The organism is Mesorhizobium sp. NBSH29, from assembly GCF_015500055.1.
In the GTDB taxonomy this organism is placed as follows: domain Bacteria; phylum Pseudomonadota; class Alphaproteobacteria; order Rhizobiales; family Rhizobiaceae; genus Neomesorhizobium.
Genome location: NZ_CP045492.1, coordinates 1,563,998 through 1,588,504 on the forward strand (window position 1 = coordinate 1,563,998; position 24,507 = coordinate 1,588,504).

At 61.2% G+C, this 24,507-nt stretch carries 25 protein-coding genes; 14 read left to right on the top strand and 11 right to left on the bottom strand.

Translation table 11 applies throughout. The annotated features are described in order from the left end of the window. The first annotated feature begins 2 nt into the window (after positions 1–2). Genes cobA through cobT form a run of 4 tightly spaced genes read left to right on the top strand, consistent with a single transcriptional unit; the run spans position 3 to position 3,927 of the window. Positions 3–806, top strand: a complete 804-nt coding sequence (gene cobA, locus GA830_RS07820) for a uroporphyrinogen-III C-methyltransferase (protein ID WP_195164484.1) — start codon at positions 3–5, stop codon at positions 804–806. Next, positions 803–2,119 carry a cobyrinate a,c-diamide synthase gene (locus GA830_RS07825; protein ID WP_195164485.1) on the top strand — a complete coding sequence of 439 codons (1,317 nt, stop codon included), beginning with the start codon at positions 803–805 and terminating at the stop codon, positions 2,117–2,119. Before cobA ends, GA830_RS07825 begins: the two co-directional genes overlap by 4 nt. Continuing rightward, complete coding sequence (cobS, locus tag GA830_RS07830) at positions 2,119–2,886, top strand: adenosylcobinamide-GDP ribazoletransferase (RefSeq protein ID WP_258045599.1); 768 nt, start codon at positions 2,119–2,121, stop codon at positions 2,884–2,886. Before GA830_RS07825 ends, cobS begins: the two co-directional genes overlap by 1 nt. A 15-nt stretch (positions 2,887–2,901) precedes the next feature. Beyond that, a complete protein-coding gene (gene cobT / locus GA830_RS07835; RefSeq protein WP_195164486.1) occupies positions 2,902–3,927 on the top strand; it encodes a nicotinate-nucleotide--dimethylbenzimidazole phosphoribosyltransferase in 1,026 nt (341 codons plus the stop codon). A 3-nt stretch (positions 3,928–3,930) separates the two neighbouring features. Here the strand turns inward: cobT and GA830_RS07840 are convergent, their stop codons facing one another. From GA830_RS07840 to GA830_RS07860, 5 genes are all read right to left on the bottom strand, one after another. Next, positions 3,931–4,782: a metal ABC transporter permease gene (locus GA830_RS07840; RefSeq protein ID WP_308460475.1), complete on the bottom strand. Its 852-nt coding sequence runs from the start codon at positions 4,780–4,782 to the stop codon at positions 3,931–3,933. Further along, a complete protein-coding gene (locus GA830_RS07845; RefSeq protein WP_308460470.1) occupies positions 4,776–5,663 on the bottom strand; it encodes a metal ABC transporter permease in 888 nt (295 codons plus the stop codon). The genes GA830_RS07840 and GA830_RS07845 overlap by 7 nt, the downstream gene beginning before the upstream one ends. Then, positions 5,660–6,562, bottom strand: a complete 903-nt coding sequence (locus GA830_RS07850) for a manganese/iron ABC transporter ATP-binding protein (RefSeq protein ID WP_308460471.1) — start codon at positions 6,560–6,562, stop codon at positions 5,660–5,662. Before GA830_RS07850 ends, GA830_RS07845 begins: the two co-directional genes overlap by 4 nt. Before the next feature lie 49 nt (positions 6,563–6,611). Next, positions 6,612–7,481, bottom strand: a complete 870-nt coding sequence (locus GA830_RS07855; RefSeq protein ID WP_258045659.1) for a metal ABC transporter substrate-binding protein — start codon at positions 7,479–7,481, stop codon at positions 6,612–6,614. A 159-nt stretch (positions 7,482–7,640) separates the two neighbouring features. Then, complete coding sequence (locus GA830_RS07860) at positions 7,641–9,029, bottom strand: adenylate/guanylate cyclase domain-containing protein (RefSeq protein WP_258045600.1); 1,389 nt, start codon at positions 9,027–9,029, stop codon at positions 7,641–7,643. A 349-nt stretch (positions 9,030–9,378) separates the two neighbouring features. Here GA830_RS07860 and GA830_RS07865 point away from each other — a divergent pair, with 349 nt between their 5' ends. From GA830_RS07865 to GA830_RS07895, 7 genes are all read left to right on the top strand, one after another. Next, complete coding sequence (locus tag GA830_RS07865; protein WP_195164488.1) at positions 9,379–10,398, top strand: BMP family protein; 1,020 nt, start codon at positions 9,379–9,381, stop codon at positions 10,396–10,398. Between the two features lie 75 nt (positions 10,399–10,473). Beyond that, on the top strand, positions 10,474–11,994 hold the full coding sequence (locus GA830_RS07870; RefSeq protein ID WP_195164489.1) for an ABC transporter ATP-binding protein: 1,521 nt from the start codon (positions 10,474–10,476) through the stop codon (positions 11,992–11,994). Positions 11,995–12,027: 33 nt separating this feature from the next. Continuing rightward, on the top strand, positions 12,028–13,077 hold the full coding sequence (locus GA830_RS07875) for an ABC transporter permease (protein WP_195164490.1): 1,050 nt from the start codon (positions 12,028–12,030) through the stop codon (positions 13,075–13,077). Beyond that, a complete protein-coding gene (locus tag GA830_RS07880) occupies positions 13,077–14,018 on the top strand; it encodes an ABC transporter permease (RefSeq protein WP_195164491.1) in 942 nt (313 codons plus the stop codon). The genes GA830_RS07875 and GA830_RS07880 overlap by 1 nt, the downstream gene beginning before the upstream one ends. Next, positions 14,015–15,289 carry an amidohydrolase family protein gene (locus GA830_RS07885; RefSeq protein WP_195164492.1) on the top strand — a complete coding sequence of 425 codons (1,275 nt, stop codon included), beginning with the start codon at positions 14,015–14,017 and terminating at the stop codon, positions 15,287–15,289. Before GA830_RS07880 ends, GA830_RS07885 begins: the two co-directional genes overlap by 4 nt. A 101-nt stretch (positions 15,290–15,390) precedes the next feature. Continuing rightward, on the top strand, positions 15,391–16,314 hold the full coding sequence (locus GA830_RS07890) for a DMT family transporter (RefSeq protein WP_195164842.1): 924 nt from the start codon (positions 15,391–15,393) through the stop codon (positions 16,312–16,314). A gap of 12 nt (positions 16,315–16,326) precedes the next feature. Continuing rightward, the gene (locus GA830_RS07895; protein WP_195164493.1) at positions 16,327–16,545 is read left to right on the top strand and encodes a hypothetical protein; all 219 of its coding nucleotides are present in this window, start codon (positions 16,327–16,329) and stop codon (positions 16,543–16,545) included. Positions 16,546–16,584: 39 nt separating this feature from the next. Here the strand turns inward: GA830_RS07895 and GA830_RS07900 are convergent, their stop codons facing one another. Continuing rightward, entirely contained in the window at positions 16,585–17,268 is a 684-nt protein-coding gene (locus GA830_RS07900; RefSeq protein ID WP_195164494.1) for a TetR/AcrR family transcriptional regulator, read from the bottom strand. Between the two features lie 189 nt (positions 17,269–17,457). Between GA830_RS07900 and GA830_RS07905 the strand changes: the two genes are divergently transcribed. From GA830_RS07905 to GA830_RS07915, 3 genes are all read left to right on the top strand, one after another. Then, the gene (locus GA830_RS07905; protein ID WP_195164495.1) at positions 17,458–17,946 is read left to right on the top strand and encodes a RidA family protein; all 489 of its coding nucleotides are present in this window, start codon (positions 17,458–17,460) and stop codon (positions 17,944–17,946) included. A gap of 81 nt (positions 17,947–18,027) precedes the next feature. After that, positions 18,028–18,828: a potassium channel family protein gene (locus GA830_RS07910; protein WP_195164496.1), complete on the top strand. Its 801-nt coding sequence runs from the start codon at positions 18,028–18,030 to the stop codon at positions 18,826–18,828. Positions 18,829–18,897: 69 nt separating this feature from the next. Next, positions 18,898–19,365, top strand: a complete 468-nt coding sequence (locus GA830_RS07915) for an SRPBCC family protein (protein WP_195164497.1) — start codon at positions 18,898–18,900, stop codon at positions 19,363–19,365. A 3-nt stretch (positions 19,366–19,368) separates the two neighbouring features. Here GA830_RS07915 and paaG read toward each other — a convergent pair whose 3' ends face one another. The 5 genes from paaG to GA830_RS07940 all read right to left on the bottom strand — a co-directional run bounded on the left by paaG (position 19,369) and on the right by GA830_RS07940 (position 24,483). Then, the gene (gene paaG / locus GA830_RS07920; protein WP_195164498.1) at positions 19,369–20,160 is read right to left on the bottom strand and encodes a 2-(1,2-epoxy-1,2-dihydrophenyl)acetyl-CoA isomerase PaaG; all 792 of its coding nucleotides are present in this window, start codon (positions 20,158–20,160) and stop codon (positions 19,369–19,371) included. A 59-nt stretch (positions 20,161–20,219) separates the two neighbouring features. Next, the gene (locus GA830_RS07925) at positions 20,220–21,278 is read right to left on the bottom strand and encodes a Gfo/Idh/MocA family protein (RefSeq protein ID WP_195164499.1); all 1,059 of its coding nucleotides are present in this window, start codon (positions 21,276–21,278) and stop codon (positions 20,220–20,222) included. Beyond that, positions 21,278–22,063, bottom strand: a complete 786-nt coding sequence (locus GA830_RS07930; protein WP_195164500.1) for a ThuA domain-containing protein — start codon at positions 22,061–22,063, stop codon at positions 21,278–21,280. Before GA830_RS07930 ends, GA830_RS07925 begins: the two co-directional genes overlap by 1 nt. A gap of 135 nt (positions 22,064–22,198) precedes the next feature. Beyond that, positions 22,199–22,768 carry a DUF2239 family protein gene (locus GA830_RS07935; RefSeq protein ID WP_195164501.1) on the bottom strand — a complete coding sequence of 190 codons (570 nt, stop codon included), beginning with the start codon at positions 22,766–22,768 and terminating at the stop codon, positions 22,199–22,201. Positions 22,769–22,851: 83 nt separating this feature from the next. Then, entirely contained in the window at positions 22,852–24,483 is a 1,632-nt protein-coding gene (locus GA830_RS07940) for a long-chain-fatty-acid--CoA ligase (protein WP_258045601.1), read from the bottom strand. Positions 24,484–24,507: the final 24 nt, after the last annotated feature.

Sequence of the window (24,507 nt, forward strand, 5' to 3'; positions counted from 1 at the left end):
GCATGAGCCTGCAAACCACACTGGCTCTGCTGGAAGCGCGCAAACAGAAATTGCTGCCCGGTCATGTCTGGCTGGCGGGGGCAGGTCCGGGGGACCCCGGTTGCCTGACGCTGGATGTCGTGTCCGCGCTCACGCAGGCCGATACGCTGGTCTATGACGCGCTGGTGGATCCGGAAGTGGTGGCCATTGCCGACCATGCGGAAAAAACATTCGTCGGCAAGCGCGGCGGGCATATTTCCATCACGCAGGCCGAAATCACCGCCAAGCTGATTGCCTTTGCCAGAGAAGGCCGCAAGGTGCTGCGCCTCAAGGGCGGCGACCCTTACGTGTTTGGCCGCGGCGGCGAAGAGGCATTGGCGCTGGCAAAGGAAAATATTCCTTTCCGCTTTCTGCCCGGTCTGACATCAGGGCTTTCAGCCCTTGGACATTTGAACATTCCGCCCACCATGCGCGGCATGAACAAGGCGATTATTCTGGCCACCGGCCAAACCGCTGATCCGGGCGACGCGCTCGACTGGCGCGCATTGGCGGCCACCGGCCAGCCTATCCTGATCTATATGGGGCTGGCGCGCATGGGCCATATCACCGCCGAGTTGATGGCAGGTGGCATGACGCCTGAAACGCCGGCCGCCATCATCATGGCCGCGACCACCAGCCGCGAGCGCATCCATGTCGCCACGCTGGGCACGATTGCGCAGGAAGCGGCGCGTGAAGGCTTCGCCTCGCCGGTGCTCACCGTAGTGGGCCACATCGTGTCCATGCGCGCCGAGCTTCAGGCGCTGATCAGCGAGGCGGGCAAAGGATGAGCGCGCGCGGGATCATCATCGGCGCACCGCGTTCAGGCTCCGGCAAAACCAGCGTCACCATTGGCCTGTTGCGCGCTCTGACACGGCGCGGGCTGAACGTGCGCGGCGCAAAGTCCGGGCCGGATTATATTGATCCGGGCTTCCATGCGGCCGCTACCGGCAAGCCCGGCGTCAATCTCGACAGCTGGGCGATGGGGCCGGACCTGCTCAACACGCTGGCTGCCTCCGTCGCCACCGATGCAGATTATGTGATCGCCGAAAGCGCGATGGGCCTGTTCGATGGCATTCCGGGCGAGGCGGGCCGCTCTGGCTCCGCCGCCGATCTGGCGCGGCTTTACCGCCTGCCGGTTATTCTGGTGCTGGATGTTTCTGGCCAATCACAAACGGCAGCGGCCATCGCCAAGGGGTTTGCCTGCTATGATAGCGATGTGAAAATCGCCGGCGTCATTCTCAACCGCCTCGGCTCGGAGCGCCACAAAAGGCTGACTGGCGACGCGATTGAGGCGCTCGGAATTCCAGTCGTCGGCGCCATGCTCCGCGACCCGACCCTGACCCTGCCAGAGCGCCATCTGGGGCTTGTGCAGGCGGGTGAATATGAAGATCTGATGGGCCATCTCGACCGGCTGGCCGATATGGCTGAGAGCGCGCTCGATATTGAGCGAATCCTGGAACTTGCGGGCCCCTTTGCTCCGCAAGGCAACCCCAAAACCCCTGCCGCCCTGCCGCCGCCTGGCCAGCGCATTGCCTTGGCGCAGGATGCCGCTTTCACCTTCCTCTATCCGCATCTGGAAGCTGGCTGGCGCGCCGCCGGTGCCGAACTTATCCCCTTCTCGCCACTGGCCGATGAAGGCCCAGCTGACGATTGCGATGTGTGCTGGTTGCCCGGCGGCTATCCAGAGCTTCACGCCGGCAAGCTTGCAGCGGCAGACAATTTCCGCGCCGCCATGCATGATTTTGCAAAGACAAAACCGGTGCACGGCGAATGCGGAGGCTTCATGGCGCTGGGCGAAGGGTTGGAGGATGCCGATGGCACGCGCCACCAGATGCTGGGCCTGCTGGGGCATTCAACCAGCTATGCGCAACGCAAGATGAACCTTGGCTATCGCCGCGCCATCTTTTTGCATGACACACCTTTCGGTCCCAAAGGCACCGAGATTCGCGGCCATGAATTCCACTATGCGCGCCTGATTGATGCCGGCACTGATGCCCCGCTGGCAGATCTGGCCGACGGGCAGGGCAATGCGCTGGGGCAATTTGGCGGCAAACGCGGTCATGTCTCTGGCGCGTTCTTCCACGCCATCGCGCAGGCCTGATGATGCGCCGCCCGCAAGACATCATCACCGACATCGCCCTTTGCGTCAGCTTCTACACGCGCTTGCCGGTTTCTTCGATCTTGTTCGGCGCGGGCAAAAAAGACTTCGCCGCCGCGCAATGGGCAGCACCTCTCGCGGGGTGTGTGGTGGCGGTGATCAGCGCTTTTGTCTACGCGCTCGCGTACGGGCTTGGCCTGCCGCCGACCCTTTGCGCGGGCCTTGCGCTGGCAAGCGGAATGCTGGCCACCGGCGCGCTGCATGAGGATGGCCTGTCCGACATGGCAGATGGCTTTGGCGGCGGCAAAACCCGCGACCAGAAACTCGAAATCATGCGCGACAGCCGCATCGGCTCCTATGGCGCGGCGGCTCTGGTCTTTTCTATCCTGCTGCGCTGGCAGGCGCTGGCAGCCCTTGGCTCGCCGGCCCATGTGGCGCTGGCGCTGATTGCGGCCCATATGGCCAGCCGCGCTTTGATGCCGGCCATGCTGTACGCCATGCAACCTGCCCGCAGCGATGGGCTGGCGGCGGGTGCCGGTGATGTGCCGCACAACAGCGCGCTTGTTGCCGCCGGGCTTGGTTTTATCGCCCTTCTGCCTTTCGGCATTGTGGGCGCTGGTGTGGCGGCGTGTCTTGCCGCAATGTGTGCTTATGGCGTCGGCAGTTTGGCCAACCGCCAGATTGGCGGCCACACGGGCGATGTGCTGGGCGCGGCGCAGCAAATGGCCGAAATCGCGCTTCTGTGCGCTGCCGTTATTTTCCTGACCTGACCGGAGCCTTGCCCCATGAGCCAGTTTAAAACCCTTGCCGATCTGCGCGCTGCCTGTGCACACAATCTGCCTGAAGCAAATCAGGATGCGGTGCTGGAAGCAGAAATGCGCCAGAACAGCCTGACCAAACCACAAGGCAGCCTTGGCCGTTTGGAAGAAATCGTGGCATGGCTGGCTGCCTGGCAGGGCAGGTCCCGCCCAACGCTCGATCAGGTCTCGGTCATCGTGTTCGCCGGCTCGCATGGAATTACAGCGCAGGGCGTGTCGGCCTTCCCCGCCGAGGTCACGCACCAAATGGTGGCGAATTTCGAAGCAGGCGGCGCAGCCATCAACCAGCTCGCCCGCGTGGCTGGCGCAGATCTCAAAGTGGTGGCGCTCAATGTCGCAGTGCCAACCGGAGATTTCACACAAGGCCCGGCAATGGATGAGGCGGCCTTCCTTGCCGCAGTCAATGATGGCTACGCATCAGTCAGCACACAAAGCCCGAAGCCGGATCTCCTCTGCTTTGGCGAAATGGGTATCGGCAACACCACCACTGCCGCCGCCGTTGCAGCCGGTCTGTTTGGCGAGCATGGCGAAAGATGGGTCGGCCGCGGCACCGGCGTGGATGATCAGGGCCTTGCCCGCAAGGCGATGGCAGTCGATGCCGGGCTGGCGCAACATGCCGCAATCCTGTCGGACCCGCTGGCTGTTGCCGCCAATCTCGGTGGCCGCGAACTCGCCGCCATCCTTGGCGCGACACTTGCCGCCCGTCATCTGGGCATTCCCGTTGTGATGGATGGCTTCGTCGTCACCGCCGCCATGGCCCCGCTGGCAAAGCTGCATCCGCGCGGCCTTGGCCATGTGCTGGCAGCCCATGTCTCGGCAGAAACCCCACACCGCCGCCTGCTTGAGCTTCTGGGCAAGAAGCCGCTCTTCGATTTCGACATGCGGCTTGGCGAAGGCTCAGGCGCTGCCCTTGCCGTGCCAGTCATCCGCGCCGCATTGGCATGTTTCACCGGCATGGCAAGCTTTGCTGAAGCGGGCGTCAGCGAGGGGTAAGCCTCACCGGGTCGCCACCATCCTCGACGCCGCGCGTGTCACGGCCATCCGGCGCAGGAATGCGGCGATGAAGAGGCTGCTGAGGATGAGCACGATGGTGGGCGCCGGCGCGCTGTCGAGGAAGAAGCTGAGATAGGTGCCGGCCAGCATGGAAAGCGCGCAGGCACAGACAGCCACCACCATCATCTTGCCAAAGCTGCGCACAGTGAGGAAGGCAATGGCGCCGGGTGTCACCAAAAGCGCGACCGCAAGAATGAGCCCGACCGCAGTCAGCGTCGCCACGATAGTGAGTGAGAGGATGGCGAGAAGGCCATAATGCAGCCAGTTGGTGCGAAGTCCTGAGGTTTGCGCCTGTGCCGGGTCAAAGGCATGCAGCATGAAATCTTTCCATTTCAGCAGCAGCACTACGGTCACGAACAACGCGATCAGCCCTGACGTCCAAAGGTCTTCCACGCCCACGCCCAGCATGTTTCCAAACAGGATGTGGTCGAGATGCTGGTCTGTAGTGATCGAGGTGTAGAGAATGATGCCAACGGCAAACATGCCTGAAAACACCACGCCCATAACCGTGTCCTGCTTCACCCGGCTGTTGTGTGACAAATAGCCGGTCAACAGCGCGCACCCCATGCCGGCTACAAATGCACCGATGATGAGCGGGATGTTGAGAATCCACGCCAGCACAATACCCGGTAGCACCGCGTGGCTGACGGCGTCGCCCATCAGCGCCCAGCCTTTGAGAACCAGAAAACAGGAGAGCAGCGCGGTCGGTGGTGCGATCAGCAGAACGATCCAGAAGGCGTTTTGCATGAACGGAAACTGGAACGGCAAAAGCAGCGTTTCGAGCGTTATCATGATGCGGCTTTCTCAGCCGGGTCATGCACCGGCTCACCCAGCGCCGCCGCCGCCTTGCGGCGCGAGGCGAGCAGACCGTGCTTCGGCGCCAACAGGAAGGCGAGGAGAAAGATGATGGTCTGCAACGTCACGATCACACCGCCGGTAGCGCCATTCAGAAAAAAGCTCGCATAGGCGCCGACGAAACTGGTTGTCGTTCCGATGATGACGGCGAGCAGGATAATGCGCTGAAACCGGTCGGACAGGAGATAGGCTGTCGCGCCCGGCGTGACCACGAGCGCAATGACCAAGAATGCGCCGACAGTCATCATCGCGGCAACGATGGAGGCCGAAAGCAGCATGAAGAACACGGCTTTCAGCAGATCGGGCCGCAGGCCGATCGAGCGTGCATGGTTTTCGTCGAAGAAGGTGACCATCAGGTCTTTCCACTTGGCCAGCAGCACTGCCAGCGACACGAAGCCGATAATCGCCAGTTGCAGCGTATCTTCCGGCGTGATGGCCAGAATGTTGCCCATGATAATGGTCTGGATGCTGACCGCCATCGGGTTGATGGAAACCATGAACAGCCCAAGTCCGAAAAAGGAGGTGAAGATGATGCCGATGATGACATCGATCTTCAACCCGGATCGGCCGCTGAGAAACAGCATCGAGCCTGCCGCCAGCCCACCGGCCAGAAAGGCACCCAGCGCAAAGGGCAGGCCCAGCATATACGCGCCCGCCACCCCAGGCACCACCGAATGGCTGAGCGCGTCGCCGATCAGCGACCAGCCTTTCAGCATCAGATAGACGGAAAGGAAGGCGCACACGCCGCCGACCAACGCCGACACCCACATGGCATTGCGCATGTAACCATAATCGAAGGGCTGCAGCAGAAGGTCGATCACGGAGTGTCGTCCTGTTTGCGCGCGCGGTGCGCCTTGGTGCCATAATGCACAAACGGCCGCTCGTCGTCGGTGATGATGCTGACCTCGCGCGGGTCCTCGTCGTCGTGAAGTTCTGCACCGCCAAGGGTGAAATGACGCAGCACGCCGCCGAAGGCACGTTCGAGATTATCACGCGTAAACGTGGTTTCAGTCGGGCCCGAGGCAATAACTGTTCCCTTGACCAGAACGGTGCGATCGCAGAATTCAGGAACCGAGCCGAGATTGTGCGTGGAGACCAGCATCACGCGGCCCTCGTCGCGCAACTCCCGCAGCAGGGCAACGATCTGGTCTTCGGTTTTGACATCAACGCCGGTGAACGGCTCATCCAGCAGGATCACCTGCCCATCCTGTGCCAGCGCACGGGCCAGGAACACACGCTTGCGCTGGCCACCGGACAGTTCGCCGATCTGGCGATGCCGATATTCGGACATGCCAACGCGTGAGAGCGCGGTATCGACGGCCTCATGGTCTGCCTGCTTTGGGCGGCGCAAAAAACCCATATGGCCGTAGCGGCCCATCATCACGACATCCTCGACCAGCACCGGAAACGCCCAATCGACTTCTTCGGATTGCGGCACATAGGCAACGAGGTTTTCGCGCAAGGCTTCACGCACCGTGCGCCCGAGCAGCCGGATTTCGCCGCGTGCGGCGGGTACAAACCCCATGATCGCCTTGAACAGCGTGGATTTGCCCGCCCCATTGACGCCCACCAGCCCGGTGATGGTGCCCTTGGGGATGGCAAAGCTTGCATCATGGAGCGCTGTGTGGCCATTGCGATAGGTCACCGTCACATTGCGGGCGAGAATGCCTTCGCCCTCAGCTGCGGTGCTGTTGATTTCGTCCGGAGAGACTTGCAGCACGAATATCCTTTCGGCGGGTCTGTGACGCAGCGTGTTAGCGATGGTGGGCTCAGTCCTGGTCGCCGGTCAATCCGGTTGCGACAGTCTGCGAGGTAACTTTCAAGAGATCGAGATAGGTTGGCACAGGCCCGTTGGCCTCGCTCAGGCTGTCGACATAGAGATCGCCGCCATATTTGGCGCCCGTCTCGCGTGCCACCTGCTTGGCGGGTGCGGTATTGACGGTGCTTTCGCAAAACACCACGGGAATCTGGTGTTCGCGAACGCCATCAATGACGCCGCGCACCTGTTGCGGCGTGCCAATCTGGTCGGCGTTGATGGGCCACAGATAAAGCTCCTTCAGGCCGAAATCGCGCGCCAGATAGCTGAACGCGCCTTCGCAGGTGACCAGCCATCTTTTGTTTTCGGGAATGGCGGCGATCTGCGCGCGCAGTGGTTCTATCGTGGCCTTGAGTTCGGCCCGGTATTGCGTCGCATTGGCCACATAGGCAGCGGCATTTTCGGGGTCGTATTGGATCAACGCTGCCTCGATGTTGTTGATGTAGATCAGCGCATTGTCGAGCCCCATCCATGCATGTGGATTGGCCTTGCCGGAATAAGACCCCTCGGTGATGGAAATCGGCTCGATCCCGTCCGTCAATGTGACCGACGGCACATTCCGCAGGTTGGACAGGAACTGCTCGAACCAGAGTTCGAGGTTCAGCCCGTTCCACAAGATAAGATCGGCATCCTGCGCCCGCACAATATCCTGCGGCGTTGGCTCATAGCCGTGGATCTCTGCGCCCGGCTTGGTAATGGAAACAACGTCTGCGGCATCGCCCGCAACATTTTGCGCCATGTCGGCAAGCACCGTGAAGGTTGTGACCACCTTGAACTTCTTGTTCTCCGGCGCATCAGTGCAAGCAGAAACAAGAAGCACCATGGATGCCGCCAGGATGTGAACAACACGCAACGCCATACAGGCGGTCCTCCAGTTAGGTCAGCATCATGTAACGCTATTGCAAATCATTTGCAACTGGAAAGCAGATTGGCCTGGCGTTGAGGGAGGGGTCGCATGATTGAGCTGCTTGCAGGGTACCACCTAACTCCGCCGCAGCACCCACACATCCACCAGCTCGTCGCGCCCGCGCAGCGGGGTCAGGCCGTGGTCTTCAAGTCCGCCCAGCGCCATGGCGCCGCTTTCGCGCCGCACCGCTTCGATCAGCGCCGCGCCAAAGCAGATAGCGGCATCCACCTCGCGGCAGAGCGCCTGCAGGCGGCTCGCCACGTTGACGGCATCGCCCACCACCGCGATGGAAAGGCTTCGCTCTGAGCCCACGGCACCAACCACCACCGGCCCGTATTGACAGCCGATGCGCACATCGACGGGCACGTATCCATGCTGCTCGCGACGCACGTTCCACTGGCGCACCGCTTGCGCCATCGCCTCGGCGCAGCGAAGCGCACGGGTGGCATCATCATGCGTTGAACTTGGCACCCCGAAGGTCGCCATGATGCAGTCGCCGATGTAGTTGTCGACCGTGCCGGCATGGTCGAACACCACCTGCTCCATGCGCCGATGGAACTCGCGCAGCAGCTCGAACACCTCCTCTGCCGAATGGTCTTCGGAATAGGTGGTGAAGCCAACAATATCGGCGAACAGGATCGCCACATCCTGCCTGCGCACCGGACCAAACGGCTCGTCTGCGGTGGACAGGTCATCGACCACATTGGGCGAAAAGTGGCGTGCGAGATTGATGCGCGCCCGCTCGGCGGCGGCATAGTCGTCGACCAGTTTGCGCGAGCGTGTGACCACCACATAAAGGATGCCGGTGATAATCATCAGCACCAGAAGGTGCGCCGACAGCTCGATCATGTCGGCAAAATTGGGATCGAGGTAGAGCTGCAGCTTTTCCTGGTTGGTCAGGTCCGTGCGCCGGATATTGCCCAAAATCGTGTTGGGCTGCATGACGACATAGACGATTGCCATGCCCCACGATGCCGTCGCCACCACGCCGAGCCAGAGGGTGAGTTTCGGCGCCAGCGTGAGCGCGCTCAGGCAGACGAAGATCAGCAGGAATGCGTAGCCGCCACCGCGCAGGTCCATCGCCGCCGGCAGCGCCTGGCCAGCATAAGGATTGTCGCCCGCGATCAGGAAGGTGAGCAAAATGATGTTCAGCGCGCCGACCAGAAACGGCAGCCACCATGGGCTGTTGCCCTCTTTCACCCGTCGGTAGGAAAACAGTCCGAGCGCGAAAAACAGCAGCAGTGCCCCGATAATGAAGGCGAGAGCTGCGTCCCATTTGCTGAACAGGGCGAAAAACACCGCGATGGAAAGCAACGCCGCCGATCCCGCATAGAATTGCAGCCGCGCACCCTCCCGCTCGGCCCGCACCATCAGCGCGCCAAGCCGTGTCTTGCGCCGTTCATTCAATCCGCGTGCAGCCTCTACCAGACGCGCGGCCTCTTCACTCGTCTGCATAACCGTCATACCAGAGGTCCCCTCAAAACCCGCGTGCCCCACGAATCGAACGCCGCAGATGGCTTTTCACATCGACGTTCTCAAGGCGGTACTTAATCTTTTGTCATAAAAGGCATCCGTATGCTTGTATCATCATAGCGTGCGGTCGAGTTCCACCTTGGTGACATCGCCGGATGGTGAGCTATGTTCTGCTGCTCATGTGGCAGACGGGGGCAACTGCCGGCTGAACGCATCACTGCGGTGTTGGACAGTGTACTCGGCGCATTGCCGGGCTCATGAATTTCGACTAGCTTTGACCAAACGATAAAAAATGACGGGAATACGTCTCACCAATAACAATCCAGCAGGGGTGCAAATCATGTCCAGATTTCCAAACATCACACGTCGCGCGATCCTCAAAGCCGGCATTGCCGGTGCCGCACTTGCGGCGCTGCCGGCCTTCACCACACGGCTATTCGCCGCCGAGCCATTGAAGGTGGCGGCTATCTACACGGTTCCGGTCGAGCAGCAATGGGTCAGCCGCATCCACAAGGCGGCCAACGCTGCGAAGGAACGCGGTGATATTGAATATGTCTATTCTGAAAACACCGCCAACAACGATTATGAGCGCGTCATGCGCGAATACTGCGAAGCCGGCCACAAGCTCATCATCGGCGAGGTATTCGGGGTGGAAGATGCCGCGCGAACCGTGGCCAAGGATTATCCAAACGTCGCCTTCCTGATGGGATCGAGCTTCAAGCCTGACGATGCGGTGCCAAACTTCGCCGTGTTCGACAATTATATCCAGGACGCCTCCTACCTGTCAGGCATCATCGCCGGCGCGATGACCAAGTCGAAAAACATCGGCATGGTCGGCGGCTATCCGATCCCCGAGGTGAACCGGCTGATGCATGCCTTCATGGCAGGCGTGAAGGAAAGCGCGCCCGACGCGAAGTTCCAGGTCGCCTTCATCGGCTCGTGGTTCGATCCGCCCAAGGCGAAGGAAACCGCGTTTGCCCAGATCGATGGCGGCGCCGACCTGCTCTACGCCGAACGCTTCGGTGTCTCCGATGCCGCCAAGGAAAAAGGCGTTTTGGCGGTCGGCAATGTGATCGACACGCAGGCCGACTATCCCGAGACCGTGGTGGCTTCGGCGCTCTGGCATTTCGAGCCGACGCTCGACAAGGCGCTGGCCGAGGTCAAGGCCGGCACGTTCAAGGCGGCAGATTACGGCGCCTACTCCTTCATGAAGGAAGGCGGCTGCTCGCTGGCACCACTCGGCACCTTCGAAGGCAAGGTCCCGGCCGAAATCATGGCCAAGGTCGCTGAAAAGGAAAAGGCGATCAAAGACGGCTCCTTCACTGTCGAGATCAACGACGCCGAGCCGAAATCGAGCTGACCCCAAGAATTTGGTATGCGGGTAATAAAACGCCCGCATACCTTCGTTTTTATTGCAGCGGTCGAGGGATGACACTTGCAGCGCGAAACAGTCCTGCGCCTTGATGGCATCACCAAGCGCTTCGGCCCGCTTGTCGCCAATCATGCGATCAGCTTCGACCTCGCGCGCGGCGAAGTCGTCGCGTTGCTGGGCGAAAACGGGGCCGGCAAGACGACGCTGATGAACATCCTGTTCGGTCATTATGTCGCCGATGCAGGAGCCATCGAGGCGTTTGGCCAAAGGCTCTCGCCGGGCGACCCGCGCGCCGCCCTCAATGCCGGCATCGGCATGGTGCATCAGCATTTCACCCTCGCCGACAGCATGAGCGTGCTGGAAAACATCACGCTTGGTACGCAGAGCCTGTGGCGCCCGCGCCTCGACCGCGCTGCTGCCCGCGCCCGCATTGGCGCGCTCGGGCGCGATTTCGGCCTCGCCGTCGACCCCGATGCTCCTGTCGCCGCACTCTCTGTCGGCGAGCGCCAGCGCGTCGAGATTCTGAAGGCGCTGTACCGCGATGCCCGCATCCTGATCCTCGATGAACCCACGGCGGTTCTGACGCCAGCCGAAAGCGAGGCGCTTTTTGCGACGCTGAAAAAGCTGGTCGCGGGCGGCCTGTCGGTCATCTTCATCTCTCATAAGCTGCATGAGGTGATGGCCGTCAGCGACCGCGTGCTGGTGCTGCGCGCTGGCCAGTTGGCCGGCGAGCGCATCACCGCCGAGACTGATCGCCACCAGCTTGCCGCGCTAATGGTCGGCCGCGAAGTCGAGCAACCGAATGTGGCGCCGGCAAAGCCCGGAAGTGTGCTGTTCGAACTGAACAACGTCTCGACCGGCACGGCAGGGGGCGTTCCGCTCAAGGGTGTCTCACTGGCGCTTCATGCGGGCGAGATCGTCGGGCTTGCAGGTGTGTCGGGCAATGGACAGGCAGCGCTTGCCAGCCTGATGGCCGGTACGCAAACGCCTGCTTTGGGCGAGATGCTTGTCGAGGGCCGGTCCATCAGCCCATGGTCGCCGCTGGCCGCCCTTGGCGCCGGCATTGCCCGGGTGCCCGAAGACCGCCATGCGGTCGGCACGATCGGCGACATGAGCGTCACCGAAAACGTTGTGCTGGAGGCCTATCGCAGCCCACGCTTCAGCCGCAACGGATTTCTTGACTGGAAGGCAGCGCGCAGATTCGCCGCCGGCCTGATCCATGCCTACGATGTCAAATGCCCCTCGCCGGAAGCGCGCATCCGCTTGCTGTCGGGCGGTAACATGCAAAAGCTTATTCTTGGCCGCGCGCTCGATCCCGAGCCCAAGATCATCTTGGTCAATCAGCCAGCACGCGGGCTCGACGTGGGCGCAGTCGCCTATGTGCATGGCAAGCTTCTGGAGGCACGCGACCGGGGTGCGGCGATCCTCCTGATTTCGGAGGACCTCGACGAAATCCTCGCTTTGTCAGACCGCATCGTGGTGATCTCGGGCGGGCGTTTGTCCGCTCCCTCAGCGCGCGGAGAACGCACTATCAACGAGATCGGTGCGCTGATGGCAGGCCACGGCGCGGAGCATGCTGCATGAGGAATGGCGTCGCACCACATCAGGGACATGTCCATGCGGCTTGAGCCCAAACCGACGCCGTCGGCCGTTGCGACGCTGGCCTATCCTCTGGCGGCGCTGCTTGTTACTGGATTGGTCGCCTCGCTTCTGGCGCTGGCTGCGGGCGCCTCGCCGCTCTCGGTTTTCTATCTGGTGTTCAAGGGTGCTGCCGGCTCCCAGTTTGCACTCCTTGAGACGCTGACGCGCGCAACCCCGCTGATCTTCACCGGACTTGCTATCGCGGTCGCCTTCCGCGCCAAACTCTGGAATATCGGTGCGGAGGCGCAGCTTTATGCCGGTGCGGTAATTACGGTGGTGCTGGGCGCCGGCGCGCTGCCGCTGCCTGCCTTCCTGCTCCTGCCGCTGATTATGATCGCGGCGATGGCGGCCGGCGCGCTTTTGCTTCTGGGACCTGCGGTTCTCAAAACGCGCTTCGGCGTCGACGAGGTGGTGACAACGCTTTTGCTGAATTTCATCATGCTGCTGTTAGTTTCCATGTTGCTCGAGGGGCCATTGAAAGACCCGATGGGCATGGGCTGGCCGCAATCGACCAAAGTGATCGCCGATGCCCAATTGCCGCGCATCATCGCCGGCAAGCGGCTGCATTACGGCTTTGTGCTGGCGCTCGCTGCCGCAGTCCTGGTCTGGGTGGTGATGAAAAAGATGGTTCTTGGCTTCGAAATGCGCGCGGTTGGCCATAACCCTCAGGCGGCTGCCTTTGCCGGCATTCCCGTCAACCGCGTCTTGATGAAGACGGCGCTGCTTTCAGGCGGCCTGGCAGCGCTGGCCGGGTTTTCCGAAGTTGCCGGATTGAAAGGCAACCTCACCCTCGACCTCTCGCCGGGCTATGGCTATTCAGGCATCGTGGTGGCGATGCTGGCCATGCTGAACCCTGCCGGCGTGGTGGTGGCAGCCATCTTCGTGGCCGGTATTTTTGTCGGCGCCGACGCGATGAGCCGTTCAGCTGGTGTGCCGAGCTACATTGCAGATGTCATGGTCGCGACCGCGCTGTTGTCGATGGTGACGGCGCTGTTGTTTTCCCGCTTCAGGTTGAGGTGGCGGTGATGGAAGTCTTCGACATCCTGCTTACCGCCTCATTCTGGGCTGCCGTTATTCGCATTGCCTCGCCGCTGATCTTTGCCACGCTTGGCGAACTGATCTGCGAGCGCGCCGGGGTGCTGAACCTTGGCATCGAGGGCATTATGACGGTTGGCGCGTTTGCCGGCTGGTTCACTGTCTATTCGGGCGGCGATCTGTGGACCGGTGTGGCAGTGGCAGCACTTGCCGGCGCTGCCTTCGGCCTTGTCCACGCAACGCTTACCGTGCCGCTTGGTCTGTCGCAGCATGTGGTGGGAATTGGCATCACGCTTCTGGCCATCAGCCTGACTTCCTTCACATACCGGCTGGCGCTTCCGGAAGTGACCTCGCCGCCCAAGATCGAGCCGTTCCAGCCGCTGGCGATTCCCGGCCTGTCCAACATCCCCGTGCTGGGCGAGGCGGTGTTTACCCAGACGCCGCTGACCTATCTGGCCTTTGTCGCGGTGGTCCTCGTCACCTGGGTACTTTACCGCACGCCGCTTGGGCTGGCTGTGCGCGCCGTTGGCGAAAACCCCGCAGCGGCGGAAGCACAGGGAATTAGCGCCACCGCCATTCGCATGGGTGCGGTGGTGACCGGCAGTGCGCTGATGGCGATCGGCGGTGCCTTCTTGACCATGTCTGCGTTCAACTCCTTCTTCTTCGGCATGATCAATGGCCGTGGCTGGATCTGCATTGCGCTGGTTGTGTTTGGTTCCTGGCGACCGGGCAAGGCGCTGCTCGGCGCGCTTTTGTTTGCCGCCTTCGATGCCTATCAGGTGCGCCTGCAACAACTCTCTGGCGGCGTGGTGCCCTACCAGCTGTTCCTGATGATGCCCTATGTGCTTTCCATCGCCGCGCTGGTTCTGGTATCGCGGCGCGCAAGTTATCCAAAGGCGCTGATGGTGCCGTATCAAAAGGGCGAACGATGAGCGGCTTCGATATTCTTGTGAAGGGCGGCACACTGCCAGACGGCACCGTCGCCGATATAGGCATCAAGGGCGAAGCCATTGTCGCCATCGCGCCACGGCTGGAAGGAACAGCAGGCACCACGGTCGATGCGGCTGGGAACCTCGTGGCGTCACCTTTCGTCGACCCGCATTTCCACATGGATGCCACGCTTTCCTACGGTCTGCCGCGCATCAACGCTTCCGGCACGCTTCTGGAAGGCATCGCGCTATGGGGAGAACTGAAGCCGCTGCTCACCCATGAGGCGGTGAAGCAGCGAGCGCTCCGCTATTGCGACTGGGCCGTCTCGATGGGGCTGCTGGCCATCCGCACCCATGTCGATGTCTGCGACGACCGGCTGCTGGCCGTCGAAGCGCTGCTCGAGGTGCAAAAAGAAGTCGCCCCCTATCTCGACCTGCAACTGGTAGCCTTTCCGCAGGACGGCTTTTACCGCTCTGCCACGGCGCGGCAAAACACGCTACGCGCGCTCGACCTTGGCGTGGATGTGGTCGGTGGCATTCCGCACTTCGAGCGCACCATGGCCGATGGCACGCGCTCGGTGACGGAGCTTTGCGAGATTGCCGAAAAGCGGGGCCTGATGGTCGACATGCATTGCGACGAGACCGACGACCCGCTGTCGCGTCACATCGAGCAGCTGGCCTATGAGACCCAGCGTCTCGGCCTGTCGGGGCGCGTCGCCGGATCGCACCTCAGCTCGATGCACTCAATGGACAATTATTATGTCTCCAAGCTTCTGCCGCTGATTGCCGAAGCCGGCGTTTCGGCCATCCCCAACCCGCTGATCAACATTGTGATCCAGGGTCGCCACGACACCTATCCCAAGCGTCGCGGCATGACCCGCGTACCGGAAATGATTGCGGCCGGCATCCGCGTTGGCTTCGGCCAGGATTGTGTGCTCGACCCATGGTATCCGCTTGGCACCGCCGACATGCTGGACGTCGCCTTCATGGGCCTGCACGTGGGCCAGATGACCAGCCCTGCCGACATGGCGCACTGCTTCGACATGGTGACCGGCGTCAATGCCGCGATCATGGGGCTCGACCATCTCGGCCTCGAAGTCGGCAAGCGCGCCAGCCTTGTGGTGCTCGATGCTGGCAGTTCGGTCGAGGCGATACGCCTGCGCCCAGACCGGCTGTGCGTCATCTCACGCGGCAAAATCGTCGCCGAGAAACAGAAGCGCGTGACGACACTGACACTCGACGGTCGGCCAGACAGCGTCGAGCGAAGACTGTAAGCAGATGGCCATCACAGCCAAAGCCTCTCGCCAAAGCCAGTCTCCCGGGCTAACGACGTTTTAGGCGTTGGCACTGAAAACAATGCGGGGAGGCGGCCATGATGAAGGCACTGAAGAAGAGCGGCCTCCTGTCTGGCAATACGGCCTTGCTTGCCGGCATTCTGCTGATGCTAGGCGGCGACTTCCTGTTTGCCCTCAACGACGCTATGGGCAAATGGCTGGTCGCCTCATTCTCGGTCGGCCAGGTAGTGCTGATCCGCTCGCTCGGTGCGTTTTTCCTGCTCGGCCCGCTGATTGCCCGCCAGGGCCCGCGTCAGTTGCTGCGCATAGACAGCCCATGGCTACAGGTGCTGCGGGTGGTGATGACCACGACGGACACGGCGTTGTTTTACGCAGCCGTGGTCTATCTGCCGCTGGCCGATGTGATGAGTTTTTACATGGCCGGACCGATCTACGTGGCGGCACTGTCGCATCTTGTGCTGGGTGAAAAGGTCGGCTGGCGTCGCTGGGCAGCTATCGTGCTCGGCTTCTGTGGTGTGCTGGTCATGCTGCAACCGTCGTCCGCCGCATTTTCGCTTGCGTCTATCTTCGCTCTGGTGGGCAGCATTTCTTTCGCCGGCGCGATTATTCTGAACCGTTATCTGCGCGGCACCAGCGACACGACGCTGGTAACCTGGCAGACCATCGGCACGATTATCGTCGGCGGAATTTTGACGATCGGCAACTGGAACAGCCCCGGTGCGCTCGACCTTGGTGCGATGCTTCTGCTCGGCGTCGTCTCCTGTGGTGCGCATCTGATGATCACCCGCGCGCTGAAATTCGCACCGGCCTCGACGCTGGCTCCGCTGCATTATACCTTGCTTTTATGGGCAGTGATTTTTGGCCTGGTATTCTTCGGCGATGTGCCCGGTCCACGCATCCTTGTGGGCTCAGTCATTGTCGTTTTCGCTGGCCTGTTCATCGTCCATCGCCAGAAAGTGGTGGACGAGGTACCGCCCGAAAACGTGCCACGTGGGGTGAGCTGAATGGAGGACCCGATGACTGATCCCTTCATCAAGAAGCATAAGGATGGCAGCCTGTGGGTGCGCGGGCAGACCAAGGTTGGCGAGCCCATCGGCTATTGGCAATGGTTCCGCCGCGACGGCACGCGTCTGCGTTCAGGCAGCTTCGAAAACGGTGAACCCGCGGGCGAATGGACAACCTACGACAAAGCCGGGGAGGTCTATAAGGTCACCCGCAAAAAGCCGAAGGCCTGATCTTCCCGACCAAGCCTGCCACGCCGTGAGCCGGGCTGTTTAGGGCTTCGGCGACAGGCCATCAAGCAGGAAGCCAAGGCCTTTCTGGAAAGCGCCGTCCCAATCGCCGTCCAGAAGCAGGCGCGAGCGTTCGATTGTCGGGTAGAGTTCGCTTTGGTATGGCGGCTCCGAGGCAGCCTTGTCGTCCGGGAAACTCGCCCGGGTGACGGTCGCGCCCATGACATAGTTCCAGAGCGACCATATAGCGACGTTCAACTCCGCATCCGGAACTCCGGCATTGGACAGGGTGCAGCTCAGCAATTCCAGCCGCGTGAGGATGCTCGGGCCAAGAGCGCGGCGCGGCAGCAGCGATGCCGACCAGGGGTGGCGCAGCATACAGGCACGCCAGTCGTTGAGCATATCATGCACATGGCTGCGCCAGTCTTGCGACGCATTCATGTTCGGACGCGCGCGATATTCGAGCACCGAATCGAGAGCGAGATCAAAGACCGCGTCCTTGTTGTCGACGTGCCAGTAAAGGCTCATCGCACCAGCACCGAGACGCTCGGCCAACCGACGCATCGACAAGCGGTCGACGCCGTCAGTGTCCAGCATTTCCACAGCGGTGGAGACGATACGGTCCAGCGAGAGAGGCGGTTCGCGGTTCTCATCCTCGATAGTCCGGGGCGACGCGCTGCTGCGCTTGTCCTGCTTGCTCGAGACGCCGATGCGCTTGGTTACCATCTGTCCTTACTCTGCCCAGAGCCACTGATGTAGGCCAGCAATGTCATCAATGTCGACCCTGGGGGCTTGACTGGTACACTGTACGATGTAAAGTTTCGTACAGTGTACTAAAAGGCCAGCCGTGTGATGCGGTTAGCTGTTATCGACGCCGTCGAAGACAGTTACGGTTCCTCAAGGCAGGCGAAACTCATGTCCCGTGCAATCAACAACCTTCTTATTGGAGCGATCATCATCATGGCGTCTGGAGTTCCTACAGCGACGGCAGCGCTGGAAAATGAAACCAAGCTGACCATCGTCAATCCGAAAACCCTCTATGACCCGTCGCCAAACGGGTACAGCACAGCGGTGATCGTACCGAACAACGCGCGGGTGGCTTACATCTCCGGGCAGGGCGGCCAGGACAGCACCGGTGCACTGTCGCCCGACTTCGCTGTCCAGGTGAAGCAGGCCTATGCAAATTTGCGCACCGCCCTTGATGCGCTTGGCGCAAGACCGGATCAGGTCGCCAAGCTCACGATTTTCGTGGTCGATCACGACATGTCGAAGCTCGAAGTGCTAACCAGCAGCGTCACGGAAATGTTCGGCAAGGCGCTGCCGGCACAGACACTGGTACCCGTTCCAAAGCTTGCAATCGACCCGATGCTCTTCGAAGTGGAAGCTATCGTTATGCTGGAATAGACGCGGCCTTTATCCCGGCAACGGTGCATCGATATCCTTTCCACTGGACGTTGCGGGCCAGCGGCGCTATCGCCTAGCCGGATGGCTCACGATAACAACATTCACCCCCACGATGGCAGGCTTGGGAGCCTGCGCAACAGGCTGCGCCTGCTCTACAATGGCCGCACACCAGAGGCGACGCGCTTCCAGCTGGCGGTGATCATCATCGATGTCGCCATTCTGGCCTTCTTCATCGCCACGCCGGTATTGCAGGAATCGGCCACCTTCCTGTGGCTCGATTATGCCGTGGCCCTGCTGCTGGCCGGCGACATTACCGCCCGCCTGCTTGCCTCCAACAACATCACCCGCCAGTTGCGCCAGCCGACGGTGTGGGTGGATATTTTCATTCTTCTGACGCTGCTGTTTCCAGCAACGCTCGCCAATCTCGGCTTCCTGCGCATCCTGCGCCTGTGGTCGCTGTCACGCACCGGCTTCCTGTGGCGCGCGCTGCATCGGCTGGGGCTCAACGAGTGGCGCGCCAGCACCCATGCCGTGATCAACCTTCTGACGTTTTTGTTCATCGTCACAGGCTTCGTCTACACCTTCTTCTTTCGCTCTCAGGGCGGTGGCGAAGCCTATGTCGATGCGCTCTATTTCACGGTCGCCACCGTGACCACGACCGGTTTCGGCGACATCGTGCTGCCGGGCGTCTGGGGAAAGCTCACCTCGATCGTCACCATGATTATCGGCATCTCGCTGTTCGTGCGGTTGGCGCAGTCGATTTTCAAGCCCAACAAGGTGCTGTTTCCATGTCCGCAATGCGCGCTGCAACGCCATGACCTCGATGCGGTGCATTGCAAGGCGTGCGGCCATTCGCTGAAAATTCCAGACCCCGGTGGCTGAACGAGACGGATAGACAAGCCGCCCCCCTGCCGCTACCTCTTCCCTAAATGCAGTGCACCGGAGGAAAACATGGCCCTGATCATCGAAGGCGAGGAACGTATCACGGCGCCTGTCCAGACGGTCTGGGAAGCGCTGAACGATCCTGAAGTCCTGGAGGCCTGCATTCCCGGCTGCCAGAACCTCGACATGAAATCGCCGACCGAAATGGCGGCAACCGTGGTCCTGAAAATTGGGCCGATCAAGGCGACCTTTGCCGGTGAGGTGACGCTGTCGAACCTCAACCCGCCACACTCCTACACCATCACAGGCGAGGGCAAGGGCGGCATCGCAGGCTTCGCCAAGGGCGGTGCGGATGTGATGCTGTCAGAGATTGAGCCCGGGATTACGTTGCTGAAATACGAGGCAAAAGCCGACGTCGGCGGCAAGATCGCGCAGCTGGGCAGCCGCCTCATCAGCTCCACATCGAAGAAGCTGGCCGGCGAATTTTTTGCCAGCTTCAATCAGAAGGTCAGCGGCGGCGAAACGCCGGTCGCTTGACCACTAGCGGCCCGCAAAAGCCGCCTTGCGCTTTTCTATGAAGGCGGCGACGCCTTCGCGGTAATCATCAGACCGCCCGGCTTGCCGTTGCAGATCGCGTTCGAGGTCCAGCTGAGCATCGAGATTGTTGTCGGCTGCCGCCTGCATCGCCTGCTTGGTCAGCGCATAGGCGAGCGGCGGGCCCTCCGCCAATTGGTTGGCCAGCACCATCGCCTCGTCCATCAGACTATCATCGTCAACCGCGCGCCAGATGAGCCCCCATTCCGCTGCCTGTTCGGCGGGCAGGGGAAAAGCCGTCAGCGCCAACGCCTTGGCGCGCGCTTCCCCCAAATGCCGGGTGAGCCACCACGTGCCGCCAGAATCCGGCACCAGCCCGATCTTCGAAAACGCCTGGATGAACTTTGCCGATTTGGCCGCCAATACGATATCGCAGGCGAAGGCAATATTGGCGCCGGCACCGGCAGCCACTCCGTTGACAGCGCACACAACAGGCTTCTGCAGCGCCCGCAGCTGGCGCACCAGCGGATTGTAAAAGGTTTCGAGCGTGGCGCCGAGATCGGGCCGTTCGCTCGACTTGGCGGGATCTCGGTCGCCAAGGTCCTGGCCCGCGCAAAAACCGCGACCTGCTCCGGTCAAAAGCACGACCCGGCAAGCCGTGTCTACGGCGCAGGTGGTGAGCGCGGCTCGCAGCGCCAGATGCTGCGCTTCGTTGAAAGCGTTGAGCCGTTCCGGCCGGTTCAGCGTCATGAGGCACACGCCGCCGCGCATCTCGACGAGTACTGGTTCCTGAGACATGTGGTGACGGCCCTCCCGCGACAATTCGAAAAACCTGTCGCATGGGCCGGCAACAGACGTCAATCGACCGGCTTAATCGGTAGTGGTCTGCCCGTTGAGCCACTGGCGAAGGCCGCGTCGATCAGCTTCTGGATCTCGGCGGCACGGCGGAAGGATGGATCGCCATTGACACCGGAATGGAGCGCATCGGCAAACCGGCGCGCATTGCGTTTCACCGCAGGCGTTTCGATAACTTGCCACTGACTGGTGTCGACGTCGGCACCAAGACAGGCGGTGAGTTTGGAGGTCTGCCCATCGGTCTCGACCCGCACCGCACCCTTCGTGCCCGAAAGCGTGAGGATGAGATCATTGGCGCGTCCGGTTGCAAACCGCGTTGCTGTAACCGTTGCCAGCGCGCCCGATTGCATACGCCCGGTGATGACGACGCTGTCGTTGGCATCGAGATCATAGTCGCCGATTCGGTCGCCCACGGCTTTCGGGAAGACGGCAAGGTCGGCATAGAGGCTGGCCATTGTTTCGCCGGCGCAATAGGTGGCAAAATCGAGGATATGCACGCCGACATCGCCCAACACGCCGGTCGAGCCATGCGCCTTGGACAGGCGCCACAGCCATTTGTCATCCGCCCGCCAGTCGCCCCATTGCTTGCCCACAAGCCAGCTCTGCAGATAGTCGGCGCTGCAATGCCGTAAGTCGCCAATATCACCGGCCTCAACCATGGCACGCGCTTTTTGCAATGCTGGCGAATTGCGATAGGTGAGGTTGACCATGTTGATCAGCCCGGCAGCTTCCGCCGCTTCCACCATGCGCATCGCATCGGGATAGCTGGGGGCCAGCGGCTTTTCGCAAAACACATGTTTGCCGGCAGCCAGCAGTGCCAGCGTGGTCTCCATGTGCACACCGTCCGGCGTCGCGTTGCAGGCAGCGTCAAATGCGCCCCATGCAATCGCCGCCTCAAGGCTCTCGAAATAATGCGGAATGCCGTGCTTTGCGGCAAACGCCTGAGCCCGGCCCGGCACCGGATCGGCGCAGGCGACGAAGGAGCACTCGGGCAGGGCTGCAAATTCCTCGACATGGTGGCTTGCAATTCCACCGGTGCCAAGCAGGAGCAGACGGTGCATCAGCGGAACCCTTCTTCACCTGCGGCATGAAGCTTGGGGCCTTTTTCGACCAGCGGCTCCAAAGCGCTTTCAACCGGCACGTTGGGAGCGGTGGCAATCGAGGTCCAGGCCGGCGCGGGATTGTATGCCCACTCCACTGCATTGCGCAGCACCTGGCAAACGTTTGCATCGTGATAGGTCGGGTAGGTCTCGTGGCCGGGACGGAAATAGAACAGCTTGCCCGCGCCGCGCTGGTAGGTGAGGCCCGAACGAAAAACCTCGCCGCCTTCGAACCAGGAGATGAAAACTGTTTCCATCGGCTCGGGCACCGTAAAGGCCTCGCTATACATCTCTTCCATGTCGAGCTCGAAATGGTCGGGCAGCCCGCGTGCGATCGGATGGTTGCGATTGATCACCCAGATCCGCTCACGCTCGCCCGCCTCACGCCATTTCAGCGAGCAGGGCGTGCCCATCAGCCGCTTGAAGATTTTGGAGAAATGCCCTGAGTGGAGCACGATCAGCCCCATCCCTTCCCAAACGCGCTGCTGCACGCGCTCGACGATGGCATCGTCAACATCGCCATGCGCGGCGTGGCCCCACCACACCAAAACATCCGTCTCGGCCAGCCGCTTCACGGTTAACCCATGTTCCGGTTCCTGCAGGGTCGCAGTCACCGCTTTGATGGATGGATGCTCGTTGAGTGCACCGGCAATCGTTGCATGCATGCCATCCGGGTAAAGCCCCTGCACAACAGTGTTCTCCTGCTCATGCACGTTTTCTCCCCAGACGGTGGTTCGGATCGCCATTTCAAATCCCTCAAAGCGCTTTGGATAGACGTACATTAGCGAGCGACCGGGTATATGGAAAGCGCCCTTATGCGGTCGCAATGGAAATTATCACTCTGTGTGCAAAACTTTCGCACCGCCTTCAAGGCGGTGCGCTTAGTCGAACGGCGGTACAGCCAGCCGAAGGGCATAATCCCGGACATCGGTCGGCCAGTTCTGCGAAAGGCGCTCCAATTCGGAATGGTCGCCCTTGAATAGCGCCCGGATGGCATCCTCAAAATCAGGATAATTGCCGGCCATTGCGCTCATGAAGGCATAGGCGCGGTCCTGCGCTGCGCGCTGTCCATCGCGGTTGGCACCGGCGCGACGCGCGTTCTCCACCAGCTTGCGCAAGGCAACGGACGCTCCGCCAGGCTGGGTGTTCAGCCAGTCCCAATGGCGCGGCAACAGCGTGACCTCACGCGCCACAACACCAAGCTTTGGTCTTCCGCGCCCTCGCGGAGCCTCTGCTTCCGGCACGGGATCGGCATCACCATAGCGTAGTTCGAGCGCTTCTGCCGTACCCGACAGGTCAAGATCAAAAACCTTTCCGGTACCGTCATCGAATACCAGCAAGGGAAGGGTTTTTCCCGCAGCGGCTGCAGTGACGCGGCCAGCGACGCGGCCAAGGGTGCCGCTCGCAATGATGCGTTCACCCTCGAACGCGGTGTAATTAGGGGAATGCATTTGCGTCTGCTCCATCATGTGGAGACGCAATTATACCCGGGTGAAATTGGAGTCAATATCACCCGGGTAATATTTGTCGGATCTTATTTGCGCAGTTCGCGCCGAAGGATCTTGCCGACATTCGTCTTCGGCAGTTCGTCGCGAAACTCGATGTGGCGCGGGCGCTTGTAGCCGGTGAGGTTCTCGCGGCAGTAGGAGATCAGTTCCTCGGCCGTCAGGTTCGGGTCTTTTTTGACCACGAAGAGTTTAGGCACTTCGCCCGAGTGTTCATCGGGGACCCCGACAGCTGCCACTTCCAGCACGCCCGGATGCTTGGCAACCAGATCCTCCAGCTCATTGGGATAGACGTTGAAGCCCGACACAAGGATCATGTCCTTCTTGCGGTCAACGATCTTGGTATAGCCGCGCCGGTCCATGATGCCGATATCGCCGGATTTGAAAAATCCGTCAGAGGTCATCACCTTGGCGGTTTCCTCCGGCTGGTTCCAGTAACCCGCCATGACCTGCGGACCCTTGATGCAAATCTCGCCCGCTTCGCCCAACGGCAGCACCTTGCCGTCATCGTCGCGAATCGAGATTTCGGTCGAGGGGATAGGCAGGCCGATCGTGCCCGAGAACGTGTCGGCATCAAACCGGTTTGCGGTTGCCACCGGCGCCGTTTCGGAAAGGCCGTAGCCTTCCGAGATGACGATGCCGGTGAGCTGCTGCCAGCGCTCCGCCACTGCCGACTGCACAGCCATGCCGCCGCCAAAAGTCAGCAGCATTGGCTTGAAATCCAGCTTGCGGAAGTCCTCATTGTTCAACAGCGCGTTAAACAGCGTGTTGAGGCCGGGGAAGATGTTGATCGAATATTTTCCCAGTTCCTTGACGAAGGCCGGAATGTCGCGCGGGTTGGGGATGAGGATGTTGTGGCCGCCCTGCTGCATGCCCATCAGCGCGTTCACCGTCAGTGCGTAGATGTGATAAAGCGGCAGCGCGCAGGCAAAGGTCAGGGTCGCCGGTCGCGGCTTCTTGATATAGGCCGTCTCCATCCACAAAAGGTTCTGGGTGACATTGGCCAGCACATTGCGGTGGAGCAGCATGGCGCCCTTGGAAACACCAGTGGTGCCGCCGGTATATTGCAAGAATGCCAGATCGTCCGGGCCGACCTGCGGCGGCAGAAGCGCTTTGGTGTCACCCTCCTGAAGCGCCTGCTTGAAAAGCACGTGTCCCGGCAGCGACCATGCCGGAACGAGCTTCTTCACCCGCCGCACGACCAGATTGACGATAGTACCTTTGACGGTGCCGAGCATGTCGCCCATCGCTGCGACGATGACGTGGCGCACCGGAGTTTTCTTGATCACGGCTTGCAGCGTGCTCGCAAAATTCTCCAGGATGATAATCGCTTCCGCGCCAGAATCCTTGAGCTGGTGCTCCAGTTCGCGCGGCGTGTAGAGCGGATTGACATTCACCACCACGAACCCGGCCCTCAAGATGCCCATCAGGGCAACGGGATATTGCAGCACGTTAGGCATCATGATGGCGATCCGTGCGCCCTTCTTCAGGCCCTTGGACTGAAAATAAGCGCCCAGTTTGGTCGCCTCGCGTTCGAGCTCTGCATAGGTGATGGTCTGCCCCATGCAGGTAAAGGCGGGACGCTCGGCATATTGCTTGCAGACGTCTCCCAACAGATCGCCGATGGAGGCAGCAGGCAGAGGGCCGAGTTCGGCCGGCATGTCCTGCGGATAGCTCGCAAGCCA

Coding starts and splice junctions, on each gene's coding strand:
- GA830_RS07890 (WP_195164842.1), top strand. CDS start 15,391: ATGAAGGCACTGAAGAAGAGCGGCCTCCTGTCTGGCAATACGGCCTTG.
- GA830_RS07940 (WP_258045601.1), bottom strand. CDS start 24,483: ATGCCGGCCGAACTCGGCCCTCTGCCTGCTGCCTCCATCGGCGATCTG.
- GA830_RS07875 (WP_195164490.1), top strand. CDS start 12,028: ATGCGGCTTGAGCCCAAACCGACGCCGTCGGCCGTTGCGACGCTGGCC.
- cobA (WP_195164484.1), top strand. CDS start 3: ATGAGCCTGCAAACCACACTGGCTCTGCTGGAAGCGCGCAAACAGAAA.
- cobT (WP_195164486.1), top strand. CDS start 2,902: ATGAGCCAGTTTAAAACCCTTGCCGATCTGCGCGCTGCCTGTGCACAC.
- GA830_RS07855 (WP_258045659.1), bottom strand. CDS start 7,481: ATGGTGCTTCTTGTTTCTGCTTGCACTGATGCGCCGGAGAACAAGAAG.
- GA830_RS07925 (WP_195164499.1), bottom strand. CDS start 21,278: ATGCACCGTCTGCTCCTGCTTGGCACCGGTGGAATTGCAAGCCACCAT.
- GA830_RS07935 (WP_195164501.1), bottom strand. CDS start 22,768: ATGCATTCCCCTAATTACACCGCGTTCGAGGGTGAACGCATCATTGCG.
- GA830_RS07865 (WP_195164488.1), top strand. CDS start 9,379: ATGTCCAGATTTCCAAACATCACACGTCGCGCGATCCTCAAAGCCGGC.
- GA830_RS07860 (WP_258045600.1), bottom strand. CDS start 9,029: ATGACGGTTATGCAGACGAGTGAAGAGGCCGCGCGTCTGGTAGAGGCT.
- GA830_RS07895 (WP_195164493.1), top strand. CDS start 16,327: ATGACTGATCCCTTCATCAAGAAGCATAAGGATGGCAGCCTGTGGGTG.
- GA830_RS07885 (WP_195164492.1), top strand. CDS start 14,015: ATGAGCGGCTTCGATATTCTTGTGAAGGGCGGCACACTGCCAGACGGC.
- GA830_RS07910 (WP_195164496.1), top strand. CDS start 18,028: ATGGCTCACGATAACAACATTCACCCCCACGATGGCAGGCTTGGGAGC.
- paaG (WP_195164498.1), bottom strand. CDS start 20,160: ATGTCTCAGGAACCAGTACTCGTCGAGATGCGCGGCGGCGTGTGCCTC.
- GA830_RS07915 (WP_195164497.1), top strand. CDS start 18,898: ATGGCCCTGATCATCGAAGGCGAGGAACGTATCACGGCGCCTGTCCAG.
- GA830_RS07825 (WP_195164485.1), top strand. CDS start 803: ATGAGCGCGCGCGGGATCATCATCGGCGCACCGCGTTCAGGCTCCGGC.
- GA830_RS07900 (WP_195164494.1), bottom strand. CDS start 17,268: ATGGTAACCAAGCGCATCGGCGTCTCGAGCAAGCAGGACAAGCGCAGC.
- GA830_RS07880 (WP_195164491.1), top strand. CDS start 13,077: ATGGAAGTCTTCGACATCCTGCTTACCGCCTCATTCTGGGCTGCCGTT.
- cobS (WP_258045599.1), top strand. CDS start 2,119: ATGATGCGCCGCCCGCAAGACATCATCACCGACATCGCCCTTTGCGTC.
- GA830_RS07905 (WP_195164495.1), top strand. CDS start 17,458: ATGTCCCGTGCAATCAACAACCTTCTTATTGGAGCGATCATCATCATG.
- GA830_RS07930 (WP_195164500.1), bottom strand. CDS start 22,063: ATGGCGATCCGAACCACCGTCTGGGGAGAAAACGTGCATGAGCAGGAG.